This window comes from Bacillus sp. SN32 (assembly GCF_002837495.1).
GTDB classification, from domain to species: Bacteria; Bacillota; Bacilli; order Bacillales; family Bacillaceae; genus Bacillus; species Bacillus subtilis.
This window is the reverse complement of sequence record NZ_PJCT01000003.1, coordinates 354321-370160: the sequence shown is the minus strand read 5'-3', so window position 1 is coordinate 370160 and position 15840 is coordinate 354321. Positions and strand designations below refer to the sequence as shown.

The 15840-nt window shown below is 45.4% G+C and carries 15 protein-coding genes; 10 read left to right on the top strand and 5 right to left on the bottom strand.

Annotated elements, in window-relative coordinates:
• The first annotated feature begins 10 nt into the window (after nucleotides 1-10).
• The 3 genes from CW370_RS15420 to CW370_RS15410 all read left to right on the top strand — a co-directional run bounded on the left by CW370_RS15420 (nucleotide 11) and on the right by CW370_RS15410 (nucleotide 2237).
• Entirely contained in the window at nucleotides 11-1297 is a 1287-nt protein-coding gene (locus tag CW370_RS15420; protein ID WP_024573187.1) for a Gfo/Idh/MocA family protein, read from the top strand.
• A gap of 21 nt (nucleotides 1298-1318) precedes the next feature.
• The gene (locus CW370_RS15415; RefSeq protein ID WP_015251427.1) at nucleotides 1319-1987 is read left to right on the top strand and encodes a YesL family protein; all 669 of its coding nucleotides are present in this window, start codon (nucleotides 1319-1321) and stop codon (nucleotides 1985-1987) included.
• A 67-nt stretch (nucleotides 1988-2054) separates the two neighbouring features.
• Nucleotides 2055-2237 carry a sporulation protein Cse60 gene (locus CW370_RS15410; RefSeq protein ID WP_003223398.1) on the top strand — a complete coding sequence of 61 codons (183 nt, stop codon included), beginning with the start codon at nucleotides 2055-2057 and terminating at the stop codon, nucleotides 2235-2237.
• A gap of 36 nt (nucleotides 2238-2273) precedes the next feature.
• Here the strand turns inward: CW370_RS15410 and opuD are convergent, their stop codons facing one another.
• Nucleotides 2274-3812, bottom strand: coding sequence for a glycine betaine transporter OpuD (gene opuD / locus CW370_RS15405; protein ID WP_003229220.1), 1539 nt, complete (start codon nucleotides 3810-3812; stop codon nucleotides 2274-2276).
• 188 nt (nucleotides 3813-4000) lie between these two features.
• Nucleotides 4001-5263, bottom strand: a complete 1263-nt coding sequence (locus tag CW370_RS15400) for an NAD(P)/FAD-dependent oxidoreductase (protein WP_029946380.1) — start codon at nucleotides 5261-5263, stop codon at nucleotides 4001-4003.
• 202 nt (nucleotides 5264-5465) lie between these two features.
• Between CW370_RS15400 and murJ the strand changes: the two genes are divergently transcribed.
• Both murJ and CW370_RS15390 read left to right on the top strand, forming a co-directional pair.
• On the top strand, nucleotides 5466-7100 hold the full coding sequence (gene murJ, locus CW370_RS15395) for a lipid II flippase MurJ (protein WP_014480588.1): 1635 nt from the start codon (nucleotides 5466-5468) through the stop codon (nucleotides 7098-7100).
• Nucleotides 7101-7168: 68 nt separating this feature from the next.
• Entirely contained in the window at nucleotides 7169-7888 is a 720-nt protein-coding gene (locus CW370_RS15390) for a pseudouridine synthase (RefSeq protein WP_017695479.1), read from the top strand.
• A gap of 122 nt (nucleotides 7889-8010) precedes the next feature.
• Here CW370_RS15390 and CW370_RS15385 read toward each other — a convergent pair whose 3' ends face one another.
• Nucleotides 8011-8232: a DeoR family transcriptional regulator gene (locus tag CW370_RS15385; RefSeq protein ID WP_003152337.1), complete on the bottom strand. Its 222-nt coding sequence runs from the start codon at nucleotides 8230-8232 to the stop codon at nucleotides 8011-8013.
• A gap of 290 nt (nucleotides 8233-8522) precedes the next feature.
• Between CW370_RS15385 and CW370_RS15380 the strand changes: the two genes are divergently transcribed.
• Together CW370_RS15380 and CW370_RS15375 are read left to right on the top strand one after the other, a co-directional pair.
• On the top strand, nucleotides 8523-9233 hold the full coding sequence (locus CW370_RS15380; protein ID WP_101169791.1) for an ABC transporter ATP-binding protein: 711 nt from the start codon (nucleotides 8523-8525) through the stop codon (nucleotides 9231-9233).
• The gene (locus CW370_RS15375) at nucleotides 9230-10387 is read left to right on the top strand and encodes an ABC transporter permease (protein WP_042977617.1); all 1158 of its coding nucleotides are present in this window, start codon (nucleotides 9230-9232) and stop codon (nucleotides 10385-10387) included. The genes CW370_RS15380 and CW370_RS15375 overlap by 4 nt, the downstream gene beginning before the upstream one ends.
• A 39-nt stretch (nucleotides 10388-10426) precedes the next feature.
• Here CW370_RS15375 and pbuO read toward each other — a convergent pair whose 3' ends face one another.
• Nucleotides 10427-11725, bottom strand: a complete 1299-nt coding sequence (gene pbuO / locus CW370_RS15370; protein WP_003229234.1) for a hypoxanthine/guanine permease PbuO — start codon at nucleotides 11723-11725, stop codon at nucleotides 10427-10429.
• A 96-nt stretch (nucleotides 11726-11821) separates the two neighbouring features.
• Between pbuO and pepV the strand changes: the two genes are divergently transcribed.
• Nucleotides 11822-13213 (top strand): dipeptidase PepV, encoded by a 1392-nt coding sequence (gene pepV / locus CW370_RS15365; RefSeq protein ID WP_004399126.1) that lies wholly within the window; start codon nucleotides 11822-11824, stop codon nucleotides 13211-13213.
• A 33-nt stretch (nucleotides 13214-13246) separates the two neighbouring features.
• Here pepV and cysK read toward each other — a convergent pair whose 3' ends face one another.
• On the bottom strand, nucleotides 13247-14182 hold the full coding sequence (gene cysK / locus CW370_RS15360) for a cysteine synthase A (RefSeq protein ID WP_003229237.1): 936 nt from the start codon (nucleotides 14180-14182) through the stop codon (nucleotides 13247-13249).
• 148 nt (nucleotides 14183-14330) lie between these two features.
• Between cysK and thpR the strand changes: the two genes are divergently transcribed.
• Both thpR and CW370_RS15350 read left to right on the top strand, forming a co-directional pair.
• Nucleotides 14331-14882 (top strand): RNA 2',3'-cyclic phosphodiesterase, encoded by a 552-nt coding sequence (thpR, locus tag CW370_RS15355; RefSeq protein ID WP_101169790.1) that lies wholly within the window; start codon nucleotides 14331-14333, stop codon nucleotides 14880-14882.
• Nucleotides 14883-14907: 25 nt separating this feature from the next.
• Nucleotides 14908-15822: a hypothetical protein gene (locus tag CW370_RS15350; protein WP_003229241.1), complete on the top strand. Its 915-nt coding sequence runs from the start codon at nucleotides 14908-14910 to the stop codon at nucleotides 15820-15822.
• Nucleotides 15823-15840: the final 18 nt, after the last annotated feature.

Below are 15840 nucleotides of genomic sequence, written 5' to 3'. Positions count from 1 at the left end.
GGTGAGGATATTGAAGAACATCGTCTTTTGCGGATTGAGCAGCAGAGCATTCAGTATGTTTATCAAACCGCTGTTGGAGCGGTTTTCAACTCATTATGAGATTACGGGATTGCTGGATGCCGATCCGAAACGTTTTGCCGTTTGCAAGAAGAAATTTCCCGAGCTGGCCCACGTGCCCGAGTTTAGCGAAGATGCTTTTGACGAGATGATGCGCGTGTCAAAGCCTGATATCGTCATTGTGGCAGGCAGGGACGATACGCATGTCACATATATTGTAAAAAGTCTTCAGTGGAATACAGATGTGATTACTGAAAAACCAATGGTGACAACAGTGGAGGATGCGAATCGGGTGCTTGAAGCGGAGGCCAAAAGCGAAGGAAAAGTCACCGTCGCGTTTAACTATCGCTACAGCCCGTTTCATCGGAAAATAAAAGAAATGATTCTGGACGGAAAAATAGGCAGGGTCACCTCCGTTGATTTAAATTGGTATATTGATACGTATCATGGCGCCAGCTATTTTAAACGCTGGAACAGGTCGAGACAGTTTTCCGGGGGCCTTTCTGTCCATAAATCAACACATCACTTTGATCTCGTCAATTGGTGGCTCGGGCAAAATCCGGAAGAGGTATTTGCTTATGGCGCCTTGAATTACTATGGGCCGGACAGTGAGTGGAACCCCTTGCCGGAAGAAGACGGGCGTTTTTGCGAAACGTGCCGGGTCAAAGAAAAATGCCACTACTATTCAAGGTGGCATCCCCGTTCCTCTAAAGCTTCTATAAAGGATGATCATCTCGAAGCAGGAGACCAGTCCAGCTTATATACTGCATACAGGCCTGACGCGTGTATTTTTGACGAGGAAATTGACATCGAGGATACGTACGTGGCGGCAGTCAAATATGATGGCGGCGCACTGTTAAGCTACTCGATTATTTTTTCGGCCCCGTATGAAGGCTACCGGTTGACGATCAACGGCACAAAAGGGCGTATTGAATCAAATGAATTTCACGAACCTTCCAGAATTCCGTTTGCTTTTCCTGAGCAGACAATCGATTACTACCCGCTTTTTGAATCAAAGCAGACGATACAAGTGGTCAAAAATGAAGGGGGGCATGGCGGAGGTGATCCGCTTTTGCTTGAGGATCTTTTTTTAGGAAAAGACCCGCTGCGCCGCTATGATATTTTAGCCGGGGCTGAAGCTGGAGCCTACTCCATCGCGGTTGGTGAGGGAATGTGGCGCTCGGTTGCCGAAAAGAAGCCGATCGGCATGAAAGAGCTTTTTCAGATGCAGAATGTATAATGCAAAAAAGGAGGGGGCGCCATGGAACATGATGGCTCACTGGGACGGATGCTGCGTTTTTGCGAATGGATTATGAGATTTGCGTATACAAACTTGCTGTGGCTGTTTTTTACGTTACTCGGTCTCGGCGTGTTTGGCATCATGCCCGCGACCGCGGCTTTATTCGCTGTCATGCGGAAGTGGATCCAGGGGCAGGACAACGTTCCGGTGCTCAAAACGTTTTGGCAGGAATATAAGGGTGAATTTTTTCGTTCAAATCTGCTCGGCGCTGTACTGGCGCTCATCGGAGTGATCATTTATATTGATTTGGCCTTCATCTATCCAAGTCATTTCCTTCTGCACATCCTGCGCTTCGCCATTATGATATTTGGCTTTTTGTTCGTATCCATGCTTTTTTATGTGTTTCCGCTGCTTGTCCATTTTGACTGGAAAAAACGTCTGTATGTGAAATTTTCGCTCTTGCTCAGTGTGGCGTATTTGCAATATACGCTTGCTATGCTTGCGCTGACTGTTGCTCTCTTTTTCTTGCTTGCGTACCTGCCGGGCATTGTCCCTTTTTTTAGCGTCAGCCTTATCAGCTACTGTCATATGCGCATTGTTTATGCCGTGCTGCTGAAAGTGGAGCAGCACGGCGGCGAGCCACAGAGGAAATCCCATATACGGAAAGCTTTTTATCCGGAAACGAGATAATCATCATTTCTCTATCATAACGCTGTTCCAAACGGAATAGATTGATAGAGAAAGGAGAGCGGATAAAATGCTGAAGGTAGCGGTATTTGATGAAGAGCATGAAAAAGACTTACAAACGGAAATCAATTCATTTTTAAAAGGGATATCGGAGGAGCAGCTGATTGATATCAAATATACGGTTTCGGCGGCGTGCGACCCAGACGGCGAGCAGCTTTACTGTTTTTCCGCCCTTATTTTATATCGCAAATAAAAAGATCTTTCCGCAGGCGCGGAAAGATCTTTTTGGTTAATATGCTTTTTTCACTCTTGGACTTCTCGGTTTATCGAGTTTCTCCGCTTTTTTGATCTCTCTTCTTTCTTTTGAGAGCGATTGATAGAGAGAGGCAATCATCAGCAGGATAACGATAGAAAACGGCAGCGCTGCCAGAATCGCTGTGTTCTGCAAAGCGGCAAGCCCTCCGGAATATAGGAGCACAGCCGCCATGGCGGACTGAATGATACCCCAGCTGAGTTTCACAGAATTCGCCGGATTTAAAGAACCGTACGATGTCTGCATGCCCAGCACGAATGTAGCTGAATCAGCAGACGTGATAAAAAATACTGCGATTAGAATCAATGCAAGGATCGATGTCACCATTGTCAGCGGATAGTGATCAAGTGTTCCGAACAGCATCGTTTCAGTGGACAGCTTTGCTACATTGAACGCGCCTTTTTGCTGGAGATCCATGGCTGATACGCCGAAAATGGAGAACCATAGAAATGTCAAAATACAAGGTGTCACCAAGACGCCGATTAAAAATTCGCGGATCGTCCGGCCTCTGGATACACGGGCGATGAAAATGCCGACAAATGGAGACCAGGAAATCCACCATGCCCAATAGAAAATCGTCCAGCTATTAATCCATTCGCGTTTTTCAGGATCGTTCGGTGTCAGTCTGAAGCTCATTTGAACGATATTTTGAATGTATTGTCCGATAGAATCTGTAAATGAGTTCATTATCAGCACTGTAGGACCGACAACGAGCATAAACAACATTAACAATCCGGCCAATACCATGTTTGTGTTGCTTAAATACTTAATTCCTTTTCCGAGTCCGCTCCACGCAGAAAGTAAAAAGAGCACTGTCACAATAATGATTAAAACCAATTGGACGATAAACGCATTCGGAATGCCGAACAGGTAATTCAAACCGCCGTTAATTTGGGTTGCGCCAAGACCAAGACTTGTTGACACCCCGACAACAGTGGCGAAAACTGCAATACAGTCAATGGCCTTTCCGATCGGTCCGTTTACTTTATCCCCGAGAATCGGTGACAGTGTGCTGCTGATTAACCCGGGTGCGCCTTTGCGGAATTGGAAATAGGCAATGCATAATGCCACAATGGCATAAATGGCCCAAGCGTGCAAACCCCAGTGGAAAAACGTATAGCGGAGTGCATCTCTGAAGGCTTGGGGGGTTTCTGTTTCACCTGATGGAGAGCTAATTGCGTAATGGCTGATCGGTTCAGCCGCACCGTAGAATACTAAGCCGATTCCCATGCCTGCGCTGAACAGCATGGCAAACCATGATAATAACCCGAATTCCGGTTTTTCATCAGGCTTTCCGAGTTTGATTTTTCCGATCGGGCTGAAAATCAAAAAGAGACAAAACCCGACAAACAAAGAGACAACTAAAAGATAATACCAACCAAATGAATCGGTAATAAATGCTTGTGCCGATTGAGACACATTTTGCAGGCTGTCAGGAGAAATAACACCCCATAATACAGCTGCAGCTGTGATTGCAATCACAATCCAAAATACACTAGATATATGTTTCAACATTTCTCACCCTCTAATTTTTTGTGTACGCCTATATCTTGCTCGCAGGCTTAGTATGGTCGTACGATGGCAGCTCATTCCTCTCTTAAAATTACCCCGCAATCAGGTGAAACAAAACAAGTCTCACCCTAACATGAATGCGGGGAATGTTCAAATGTGAGTTTGGCGGCAAGAGATTTAAAGAGTAATGATTAAGAACGGGCGTATTGCCCGGCATTTAGCCCTGCAAGCCTGCCTGTGACAAGGGCGGAGGTAATATTGTATCCGCCTGTGTAGCCATGGATATCCAGAATTTCACCGCAAAAATAAAGCCCCTCCATTTTTTTAGAAGCCATTTTTTTCGGGTCAATTTCTTTTACAGATACCCCGCCTCCCGTGACAAATGCCTTATCAAGCGACAGTGTGCCATTTGCGAGGACAGTAAACTGCTTGCAGTCCCTTACAAATTGTCTGAAAGGATCCTTCGGCAGCTCAGAAAACGATACGTTCGGAGAGATGCCGTTTTTTTCGAGCAGGAATAGGAGATAGCGCTCCTGCATCCAAGGCTTCAGCACGTTTTTAATGTTTTTTTTCGGTGCTTCCTTCAGTTCTTTATACATCTTTTGGAAAAGCGTTTCTTCATTGATATCCGGATACAAGTCGATTCTGATCGGCACTTGAGGCTGTTTTTTCAGCTCTTTTACGACAAATTGGCTGCATCTGAGAATGGCAGGTCCTGAGAGGCCGAAATGGGTAAACAGCATGTCCATTTTATGTGTGATAATCGGTTTGCCTTTTTTATTTAACACACTGACGGCTACATCTCTTAGTGATAAGCCTTGAAGTGTTTTTTGCTTAATGAACGGTTCGCCAGAAGTGACGGGAACCTCTGTCGGAAACAGCTCTGTTATGGTATGGCCCGCGGCTTCAGCCCATTCATAGCCGTCTCCCGTGCTTCCGGTATGAGGCACGCTTTTACCGCCTACAGCAATAATGACTGCCTGGCTATGGATCATTTCGCCATTATTCGTCACAATCCCTGCTGCCTGTCCATCTTCATATAAAACAGATTTAATTTTCTCGTTCGTTCTGATTGTTACGCGGAGCTGCTTTAGCCTGTTTAACAGCGCGTCAACGACACTTTGGGCTTTGTCGGTCACAGGAAACATCCGGCCGTGATCCTCTTCCTTCAATTGAATGCCGAGGTTTTCAAAAAACTTGATAATGTCCTCATTATTAAATTCAGAAAACGCGCTGTATAAAAAACGCCCGTTGCCGGGAATGTGCTTGATAATTTCTTCCACAGGAAGGCGGTTCGTCACATTACAGCGGCCGCCCCCGGAAATCGCGAGTTTCCGTCCTAATTTATTTCCTTTATCTATCAGCAACACGCCAGCGCCCTGTTCTCCTGCTGCAATCGCAGCCATCAAGCCTGAAGGGCCTCCGCCGATTACGATTACGTCATATTGTTTCATCTTTATCATCAACTTTCTTTTCATTTCGTGTGCGGACACCCCGTCCGCAGTACTATTATAGCGAAAGAAAGCCGCTCCTTAAACGTCTTTTGCCGCGGACATGAATGTTCACAGGATTGCTTTTGTATTTATTACCGTCTAAATGCCCAGTTGTGGTAAAATAGAAAAGTTGAATCTTCGTAGAAAATGGTGATGAAGAAACATGTCAAGCAAACTGTTAAGAGGCACGTTTGTATTAACGCTCGGTACATATATATCGCGGATTCTGGGGATGGTCTATTTAATTCCCTTCAGCATTATGGTCGGGGCGACAGGCGGTGCATTATTTCAATACGGATACAACCAATACACTTTATTTTTGAATATTGCTACGATGGGCTTTCCGGCCGCTGTTTCTAAATTTGTTTCCAAATATAATTCAAAAGGGGATTATGAGACAAGCAGGAAAATGCTCAAGGCGGGCATGTCGGTTATGCTCGTCACAGGGATGATAGCCTTTTTCATTCTGTATCTATCGGCTCCGATGTTTGCGGAAATATCGCTGGGAGGCAAGGATAATAACGGCCTGACAATTGATCATGTTGTTTATGTCATCCGCATGGTCAGCTTAGCGCTTTTGGTCGTACCGATTATGAGCCTTGTCCGCGGATTCTTTCAAGGGCACCAAATGATGGGTCCGACAGCTGTTTCCCAAGTCGTTGAACAGATTGTCCGCATCATCTTTCTATTGAGTGCGACATTCTTGATTTTGAAGGTTTTCAACGGCGGCCTTGTCATCGCTGTGGGCTATGCAACCTTCGCAGCGCTGATCGGTGCCTTCGGAGGGCTGGTCGTGCTTTATATTTATTGGAACAAACGGAAGGGCAGCCTGCTGGCGATGATGCCGAATACGGGTCCGACAGCAAACCTAAGCTACAAGAAAATGTTTTTCGAGCTGTTCAGCTATGCTGCTCCGTACGTTTTTGTCGGACTAGCCATCCCTTTGTATAACTATATTGATACAAATACGTTTAACAAAGCGATGATTGAAGCCGGTCATCAAGCCATCAGCCAGGACATGCTTGCGATTCTAACCCTGTATGTTCAGAAGCTCGTGATGATCCCGGTTTCCCTAGCAACTGCTTTTGGACTGACATTAATTCCAACGATTACTGAATCGTTTACAAGCGGAAACTATAAGCTGTTAAATCAGCAGATTAATCAAACGATGCAGACGATCCTGTTTTTAATTATTCCGGCTGTTGTCGGGATCTCTCTATTGTCAGGACCGACGTATACGTTCTTTTACGGGTCAGAGAGCCTTCATCCTGAACTGGGGGCAAACATTTTGCTTTGGTATTCGCCAGTCGCAATTCTGTTCTCTTTGTTTACAGTCAACGCAGCTATTCTGCAGGGCATCAATAAGCAAAAATTTGCGGTTGTCAGCCTTGTGATCGGTGTCGTGATCAAGCTTGTGCTGAATGTTCCGCTGATCAAGCTGATGCAGGCTGACGGAGCGATTTTAGCGACGGCGCTTGGATATATCGCTTCCCTTTTATATGGGTTTATCATGATTAAGCGCCATGCAGGCTATTCGTATAAGATACTTGTTAAACGAACTGTTTTGATGCTGGTCTTATCAGCCATTATGGGTATTGCCGTGAAAATCGTGCAGTGGGTATTAGGCTTCTTTATTTCCTATCAGGATGGCCAGCTGCAAGCTGCGATTGTTGTGGTGATCGCGGCCGCTGTTGGCGGAGCTGTCTACCTGTATTGCGGCTACCGATTAGGATTTTTGCAGAAAATTTTAGGCCGCCGTTTGCCAGGTTTCTTAAGGAAAGGCAGACATGCAGGCTGATGAACTAGATATGATGAAACTGAGGGCTCGCATGCTGCGGGCTTTCTTTTATAAAGGAGAGATTGGGAATGAGACTTGATAAGCTGCTTGCCAACAGCGGGTATGGTTCCAGAAAAGAAGTCAAAGCCGTTGTGAAGGCTGGAGCTGTTATGATCGACGGCAAACCTGCCAAAGATGTAAAGGCGCACGTTGATCCTGATACGCAGGAGGTGACCGTATACGGGGAACCGGTTGATTATCGAGAGTTCATTTATCTTATGATGAATAAACCGCAGGGCGTGCTGTCGGCGACTGAGGACAGCCGGCAGCAAACAGTAGTCGATCTGCTGACGCCGGAGGAGATGAGATTTGAGCCATTTCCAGCCGGCAGGCTTGATAAAGATACAGAGGGCTTTTTGCTGCTCACAAATGACGGTCAGCTCGCACATCGGCTCCTTTCTCCTAAAAAGCATGTTCCAAAAACGTATGAAGTCCATTTAAAATCACAGATTTCTCGGGAAGACATTTCCGATTTGGAAACGGGTGTCTACATAGAGGGCGGCTATAAAACAAAGCCGGCAAAAGCGGAAATCAAAACAAACGACAGTGGCAATACCGTTATATATCTGACAATTACAGAAGGAAAATACCATCAGGTCAAGCAAATGGCAAAGGCAGTCGGCAATGAAGTGGTTTATCTGAAGCGGCTTTCGATGGGACGCGTTTCCCTAGATCCGGCCCTGGCACCCGGAGAATACCGTGAGCTGACAGAGGAAGAGCTTCATTTGCTCAATGAGCCGCAAGCATGACAAAAACCCCGCATACCGAATGCGGGGTTTTATTTATAAGCACACAAAAACAAGGCTCAGTAGGTTTCTTCGCCCTGTTATCTATCGGACCGCTCTCAGGCGGCCCTATGTAATTTTTCAATTTATGAGGTAATCTTTACTTTCTTTCTCGTTGTCTCCCACTTGCCACGGCTTGGACTATGAACAAGATCATTATATGCCAACACATTTAAGTCTCTTTGAATCGTTCTAGGTGTAATGCCGAATTCGTCAACCAGTTCCTGTGTTGTCACAAGACCTTTTTCTTGGATAAACATGTAAACTGATTTGATTCGAGTTAGCATACGGTTTGTTGAAGGTTTCAAAAAACCACTCCCTATCATAAGATCGGATGGACTTGACTAACCACAACTCACGACTATCAACTGCGTACGAAATAGCAACAAAGGCAGACATCTGTAATTGTTAAAATAATTCGCCCTCATTATACACGATATTGCAGTGATGAATCTAGGGATAACTCCTATTAATTTTTTCCAATTTCGCGTTGGGCAGCCATCCTTGTTGGATTACTATGTATTTCGGCTCAATATTATTATGGTTAAAGAAACTTTTTTTATTCTGTTTCGTAGTAAATTTTGGAGGTGAGTGAGTTTTGACAAATTTACTTGAAGCTTCAATAGAACAGGCCGGGTATACAAGCCGAAAAAAAATGCTCACCGATGTTTTTCTGGAAGTAAGAAAAGGGGAACTGGTTGGACTGATCGGAGCTAACGGCGCCGGAAAAAGCACCGCAATCAAGGCGATACTCGGCCTTTCAGAAGATTTTAAAGGGCATATTGCCTGGAACGACTGTTCATTTGCATATATTCCGGAGCATCCGTCCTTCTACGAAGAACTGACGCTGTGGGAGCATTTGGATCTGATCAGCACACTTCACGGCATTGAAGAGAGTGAATTTGCGCATCGGGCCCAAAGCCTGCTGCAGACGTTTTCGCTTGATCAGGTTAAACATGAGCTGCCTGTCACCTTTTCAAAAGGCATGCAGCAAAAACTAATGCTTATCCAGGCCTTTCTCTCTAAGCCGGATATGTATGTGATTGATGAACCGTTTATCGGCCTTGATCCGATATCGACGAAACGCTTTGTGGACATGCTTAAGGCTGAAAAAGAACGTGGAGCCGGAATTCTGATGTGCACGCATGTACTCGATACCGCGGAAAAAATCTGTGACCGGTTTTATATGATTGAGAAAGGTTCATTATTTCTCCAAGGCACGTTAAAAGATGTTCAGGACAAGACCGGATTAGAGGGGCAGTCATTGCTTGACTGTTTTTATAAGGCAGTTCAAGGTGATCGGCTATGAACGGGCGTACGCTCTTTTTTCGAAGGCTGTTTGACTATTATAAGTATCAGTTTAAAGTGTTGCATGCGGTCATTGACTGGACAGTCGCTCTCTATATCGTTTTGCCGGCGATTGCTTTTGTCATCTATCAGTATATTGATTTGATGAACGGAAGAGGCCTTCTTTATGAGTGGTCTGAAGTGGCGGAATGGAGATGGCTGTATGCTGTGTGTGTGCTGATCATGTTTACAGGTTCGATTCGTACATTTTTAATGGAAGCGGACAAAGTGTTTTTGCTGCAAAAGAAGGAAATCATCTATCAGCTCAAACGGTATGCGCTTTTGTATTCTTTTCTGGCCACGCTGGCTAAATGGCTGCTTCTCTTTTTCATTGTCCTTCCCTTGATCAGTCATTCTGTTCTCATCACATTCGCAGAAAGCACTGCTCTATTGTGTTATTTGTTTGGCCTTCATATATTCTTTTTATCCTTAAAGCAAGACAGGATCAGAAAGCCGCGCTCCATTTCGAGATGGATTGGCGATACCCTTGTCAGAGCTATTCTTTTTGCTGGTTCTGCTATCCTGATTGTTTTTACTGAGTGGCACTTGCTTGCGCTTTTTGGCATTTTATATTTGCTTTTTTCAGTCGCCCGCAGTTTGAAAAAGACAGCCTCGTTCACGGCTTTTGAAGCTGAGGTGACTGAAGAGAAAAAAAGCAGGCTTGCCCTTGCAGGACTTGTGATGATGATGAGTCAGGAGGCGGGAATGCCAAAAGTAAAAGACAGGATGAGAAGAAAACCATTATTATACCGAAATTCAAAAAGGATATTTAAAAGACGAACGATCTGCACAGGCTATAAGGAGTTGTTTTTTAAAGTTATGCTGAGGAATGGCGAGTATGCAAGGCAGATGTACATGCTACTGTCAGCTTTCACTGTTCTCATATTTGTTTCCCCAATTTGGCTGAAGGTGATTGCGCTGCTGGTATACACAGGGGTTTGCCGTTATATCCTGACGCTTATTTTTGACAAGGTCATGGATGCCCCTTTTTTAATTGGCACCGATAAGGAAAGTGATGAATATTATCGGGCCAGAAAAAGCTGTATCAACATCCTGCACTATACGTTTGCCGCCTGTTGTTTTTTAGCGGCCGCTGTCTCTTTATTGTTTACATAAAAAACCCAAACGGCGACGTTTGGGTTTTTTGGTCTATCCTTATAAAATAAACAGCTGGATGAAAAACAGAATGGCGAAAACGATGACGAGTGGATGAATCTCTCTCCATTTTCCCCGCGCTGCTTTTACTATTGGGTACGAAATAAAGCCAAGCGCGATTCCTGTAGAAATGCTCGAGGTCAAAGGCATGGCTAGAATGACGAGAAACGCAGGAAATGCCTCGTCCATCTCTTTCCAATTCATATTGGAAACTGAACCCATCATCAGGCTGCCGACGATAATCAAAGCAGGCGAGGTGATGGCGGCTATACCGGACAAGGCGCTGACAAGCGGACTGAAAAACATTGAAGCCGCAAACATCACCGCGACAGTCAAAGCCGTAAGCCCCGTTCTTCCCCCGGCTGCGACACCGGCGGAAGACTCGATAAATGCAGTCGTCGGACTTGTGCCGAAAACAGCTCCTACTGTCGTCGCGGTTGAATCAGCAAGCAGCGCTTTTCGCACGTTCGGCAGCTTGTTGTTCTTCATCAGCCCGGCTTGCTCGGCAACTCCGATCATCGTGCCTGTCGTATCAAATATTGTGACTAATAGAAAAGAAAAGACGACAGCGTACAGGCCGTGATGAATGACATCGCCAAAAGCGGTAAATGGATTTGAGATCATCAATCCTTCCGGCAAATGAGGAAGCGACATAAATCCCTTTGAAAAATGGAGCTGACCGGTGAAAAAGGCGATCAAAGCGGTAGCTGCCATTCCGATAAATAAAGCGCCGCTTACATTCAGCACCATCAGGACCACACTGATCAAAAGGCCAACCAGCGTTAAGATAACACCAGGTGAATGCAGATTGCCGAGAGTGACCAGGTTTGACTCATCAGCTGCCACAATTCCCGCTTGACGCAAACCGATAAAAGCAATAAACAGCCCGATCCCTGTTGTGATCCCGTATTTTAAATTGTTTGGAATCGCTTCTATAAGTTGTTTTCTTAAAGGCGTTAACGATAGAATAATGAAGAGAACCCCTGCTGTAAATACTGCGCTGAAAGCTGTTGCGTACGTGATGCCGCCATCGCTTGCGCTTACGACATGAAAGGCTAAATAAGCGTTCAAGCCCATGCCGGGCGCAATAGCAATCGGATAATTTGCTGCCAGGGCCATCCACAGCGTTCCGACAATGGAGGCAATAATCGTTGCGGTGAAAACCTGGTCGAAAGGAACCCCGGCGTTAGCCAGAATGACCGGATTGACCACGACGATATAGACCATTGTGAAAAAGGTCGTCAGCCCTGCTATGATTTCTTGCTTTATGGATGTTTGCTGCTCTTTTAGATGAAACATAGTATCCTCCAATTACGAACGTTTTAACAAAACACCATTAATATTATTCGTTTTATTTGGTTTTTGCAAGTCATTTCTTGCGGAAAGGGGATCATTATGAACTGGGAAGTTGAAGTGATCAGAAAAAAAGAGGATTTAATTCGTGATACACAGGAATTTTTGAGAATCAACAGTGTCATGGACGAAACAACCGCCGGACCCGGTAAACCGTTTGGAGAAGGGGTAAATGCCAGCCTGACTTCATTGCTGGAGCTTGGAGAAAAAGAAGGCTTTACAACAAAAAATCTTGACGGCTTCGCAGGTCATATTGAATGGGGGGAGGGCGATGACATTATCGGCGTACTTTGCCATGTTGACGTCGTGCCGCCGGGAGATGGGTGGACGAGTGATCCATTTTCAGCTGAAATCCGCAACGGACGGATTTATGCAAGGGGCGCCATTGATGACAAAGGCCCGACAATGGCGGCATTCTACGCGCTGAAAATCGTGAAAGACATGAATTTGCCCCTGTCCAAGCGAGTCAGAATGATTATCGGAACAGATGAAGAAAGTGATTGGAGATGCGTAGAGCATTATTTCAAGCATGAAGAAATGCCAACAATGGGCTTTGCGCCTGACGCCGATTTTCCGATCATTAATGCGGAAAAAGGGATCATCGATGCTTCTTTACTTATTCCGCACCGCCCAAATCAAGCTGAACCAAAGGCAGTGCTTGTCTCGTTTCAATCAGGCCTTCGCTTAAACATGGTGCCCGACGCTGCGGAAGCTGTCATTGAAGGGCCGAAAAATGAAGAGATTCTGTCTTCATTTAAAGACATGCTCCGCACGACGGACCAAAAAGGGGAAGCTGCAATAGAGAACGGACAGCTCATTTTGCGTATGTACGGTCTTTCCTGCCATGCGATGGAACCGAACAATGGGATCAATGCCGGCATTTTATTGTGCGAATTTCTCCAGCAGACTGAGCTTGACGATGCAGGAAAGCGGTTTGTGCAAGTTGTGACAGATAAGTTCTCAGGTGATACAAGAGGAAAAAAACTGGACATTGACTGTGAGGATGAAATCAGCGGAGAGCTGACATTAAATGTCGGAACACTGCGCTATAAAGAAGGGCAAGGAGGCGAGCTCGGGATCAATATCCGCTATCCTGTGACAGCAGAAAGCAAAGTGATCCGCGATACATTCGAAAGCGCATCTGAATTTGAGCTGGGAGAATTCAAAGACAGCAAGCCGCATCACGTGTCCGCAGATCATCCGTTAGTCAAAACCCTGCAAAAGGTTTATGAAGGCCAGCTGGGTAAAAAAGCTGACTTAATCTCAATCGGCGGGGGGACTTATGCGAGATCCTTAAAAGCCGGTGTCGCGTTTGGCCCGCTGTTCCCCGGACGCCCTGACAGCGCACACCAAAAGGATGAATATATCGAAATTGATGACCTGCTGAGATCGACAGCGTTATATGCTCAGGCCATTTACGAGCTTGCAAAATAAAAGGACCGGCTTCTGCTGAAGCCAGTCCTTTTTTTAAATAAATGACCATAAATCAGTTGATAAGTACCGTTCTCCTGTATCAGCTGTCATGCAGACCACAACTTTGTCAGGAGAGAGGCGTTTCGCTGTTTCGATTGCCGCGAAGCAGGCAGCGCCTGATGAAGGACCGACAAGAATTCCTTCTTCAGCAGCAAGCCGTCTTGTCGTCGTATACGCGTCTTCATCAGAGATTTTGATAATTTCATCATAAACGTCTTCATTTAAAATCGGCGGTATAAAGCCTGGGCTCGTTCCTACAAGTTTATGAGCGCCAGGTTTTCCGCCGGATAATACAGGCGAACCCGCTGGCTCAACAACATGGACCGTGATATCCGGAAAAAGCTCTTTGAGCGCCTCACCTGTTCCGGTAATGGTTCCGCCCGTTCCAGAGGAGGCTACAAAAGCGCCGAGCGGTTTTCCGATTTCCTCTATTGCCCGGGCGATTTCAGGCGCTGTTGTTTTCCGGTGCGCATCAGGATTGGCAGTGTTATCGAACTGCATTGGAATATAGCTGTTCGGAATTTGTTCGGCAAGCTCCTTCGCTTTTTTGATGCTGCCCGGCATTCTTTCCTCTCCGGGAGTTAATACAACCTCTGCGCCGTAAGCTTTAAGCAGGTTGATCCGTTCCTTCGTCATTGTATCAGGCATCACTAAAATTGCTTTATATCCGCGTGCTGCCGCATTCATGGCGAGCCCGATGCCGGTATTTCCGCTTGTCGGCTCTATAATAACTGATCCCGGCTTGAGTAAACCGTTTTGTTCAGCTTCTATGATCATTTGATATGCGGCTCTGTCTTTCACACTGCCGCTCGGATTGAAAAATTCAAGCTTTAAATAGACTTGTGCCGCATTTTCCGGCTGAAGCCGATTCAATCTCACTAGCGGTGTATCTCCTATCAGATCAGCTGTGTTTGCAACGATTTTCAACATTGTCATTCCTTTCTGAATAAAACAAGTGTCATATAATATCCTAACATAATAAACGTTTGTGCGAGAGTGTTTTCATACACTATTCCTCTATCCGCACAGCCTCTTTATTGATAAAATAATAGCTGTCAAAGAAGGGAGTGTCAGACGGATGCCAGATATACGGCCTCATTATTTCATCGGCGTTCCCATACCTGAGGGAATTGCAAATCCGATCTACCAGGCTGCGAAAAACGAACCGATATTGACGTTTCAAAAATGGGTGCACCCGCTTGACTATCATATCACGTTAATTTTTCTCGGAGCGGCGGATGAGACACAAATAAAGAAGCTTGAAGGTTCGCTAGCCGAGATTGCTTCAGAAATCGATCCATTTTCAATTGAGTTTGGCAAGATAGATGTATTCGGCGACCGCAAAAGGCCGCGCGTTTTACATCTGGAGCCAAAGAAAAACAAAACGCTTGATAGACTGCGGGAACATACGAAGCAGGCTGTACTTCAGGCCGGCTTTCAAGTGGAAAAAAGACCGTATCATCCTCATATGACGCTGGCAAGAAAATGGACAGGCGAAGATGGATTTCCAGCTCATGTTCCGTTTGAAAGCGGCGAGGTTTCGATGATGGCTGAACGATTTTCGCTCTTTCAAATACACTTGAACCAATCAACAAAATACGAGGAAATATTCAAATTTCAATTATCTTAATTCATTGCGGAGTGGAGAAACAAACATGGCACAAATCATCAAAATTCATGATTATATATCGAGATATGAGCTTGATCCGTACCATTATATCAACCAGTTTGTACGTTTGAAAAAAGAGCGCTGGCTTTCACTAGTAGAAGCAGCGGAGCGCCAGCATGAAGAAAGGCAAGCCAGTGCTGAAGAACCGGAACCGGTGCAGAAACGAAAAAAATTTTCATTGAAAAGAAGAAAAGAAGAGATAAAAGCCGATATACAAGAAGAGAGACACCAATGGTTTGAGGACGAAGAAGATATTCATGTAAGGCTCCCGAAGAGCAGGGTGGCGCTTGCTTCTTTTTATAAAAGGCATTTATATGATTTTCAGCTCAAATGGGCAAGCTCTACTCTTTCAGAAATATCTCAACTCTCAAACCAAGTGAAGCAGGACCGCATTTTGCGTTATCTGACCCAGCAGCTGCCTGATTCTTATTTTATTATGTATAAGCCTGTGCTGAAAATTCAGCAGGCGGCGGTTGAATTAAGCATTGTGATTATTTCTCCTCTGGAAATTTATTGCGTTTCTTTTTTAGAGGCTGAGGAAGACAGTGTCTACATAGGGTCTAAAAATCGTTTTTGGGACAAGAAAACAGCCTCTCAGACTGCATCAGTGTTAAATCCAGGGCTTAGCCTGTTTCGTACGGACTCGGTTGTGTCAAAGATCGTAAAGGAAAAACAGGCTGAGATTCCGGTTCGAAAATTGCTTCTGAGCAGAACGTCGTACATCGATTACCCGGAGCCGCCATACGGCTTAGAAATAGCGGATAAGCGGAGCGCGGAAGAATGGATTGAGCGGCAGAAGAAAAACACTGCTCCGATCAAACATCATCAGGTAAAGGCTGCAAAGGCTCTATTGTCTTACTGCATGTCTGACTCCTATCGCAGACAGGAGTGGCTGGAGTAAAAGAGAACGATTTGAGCG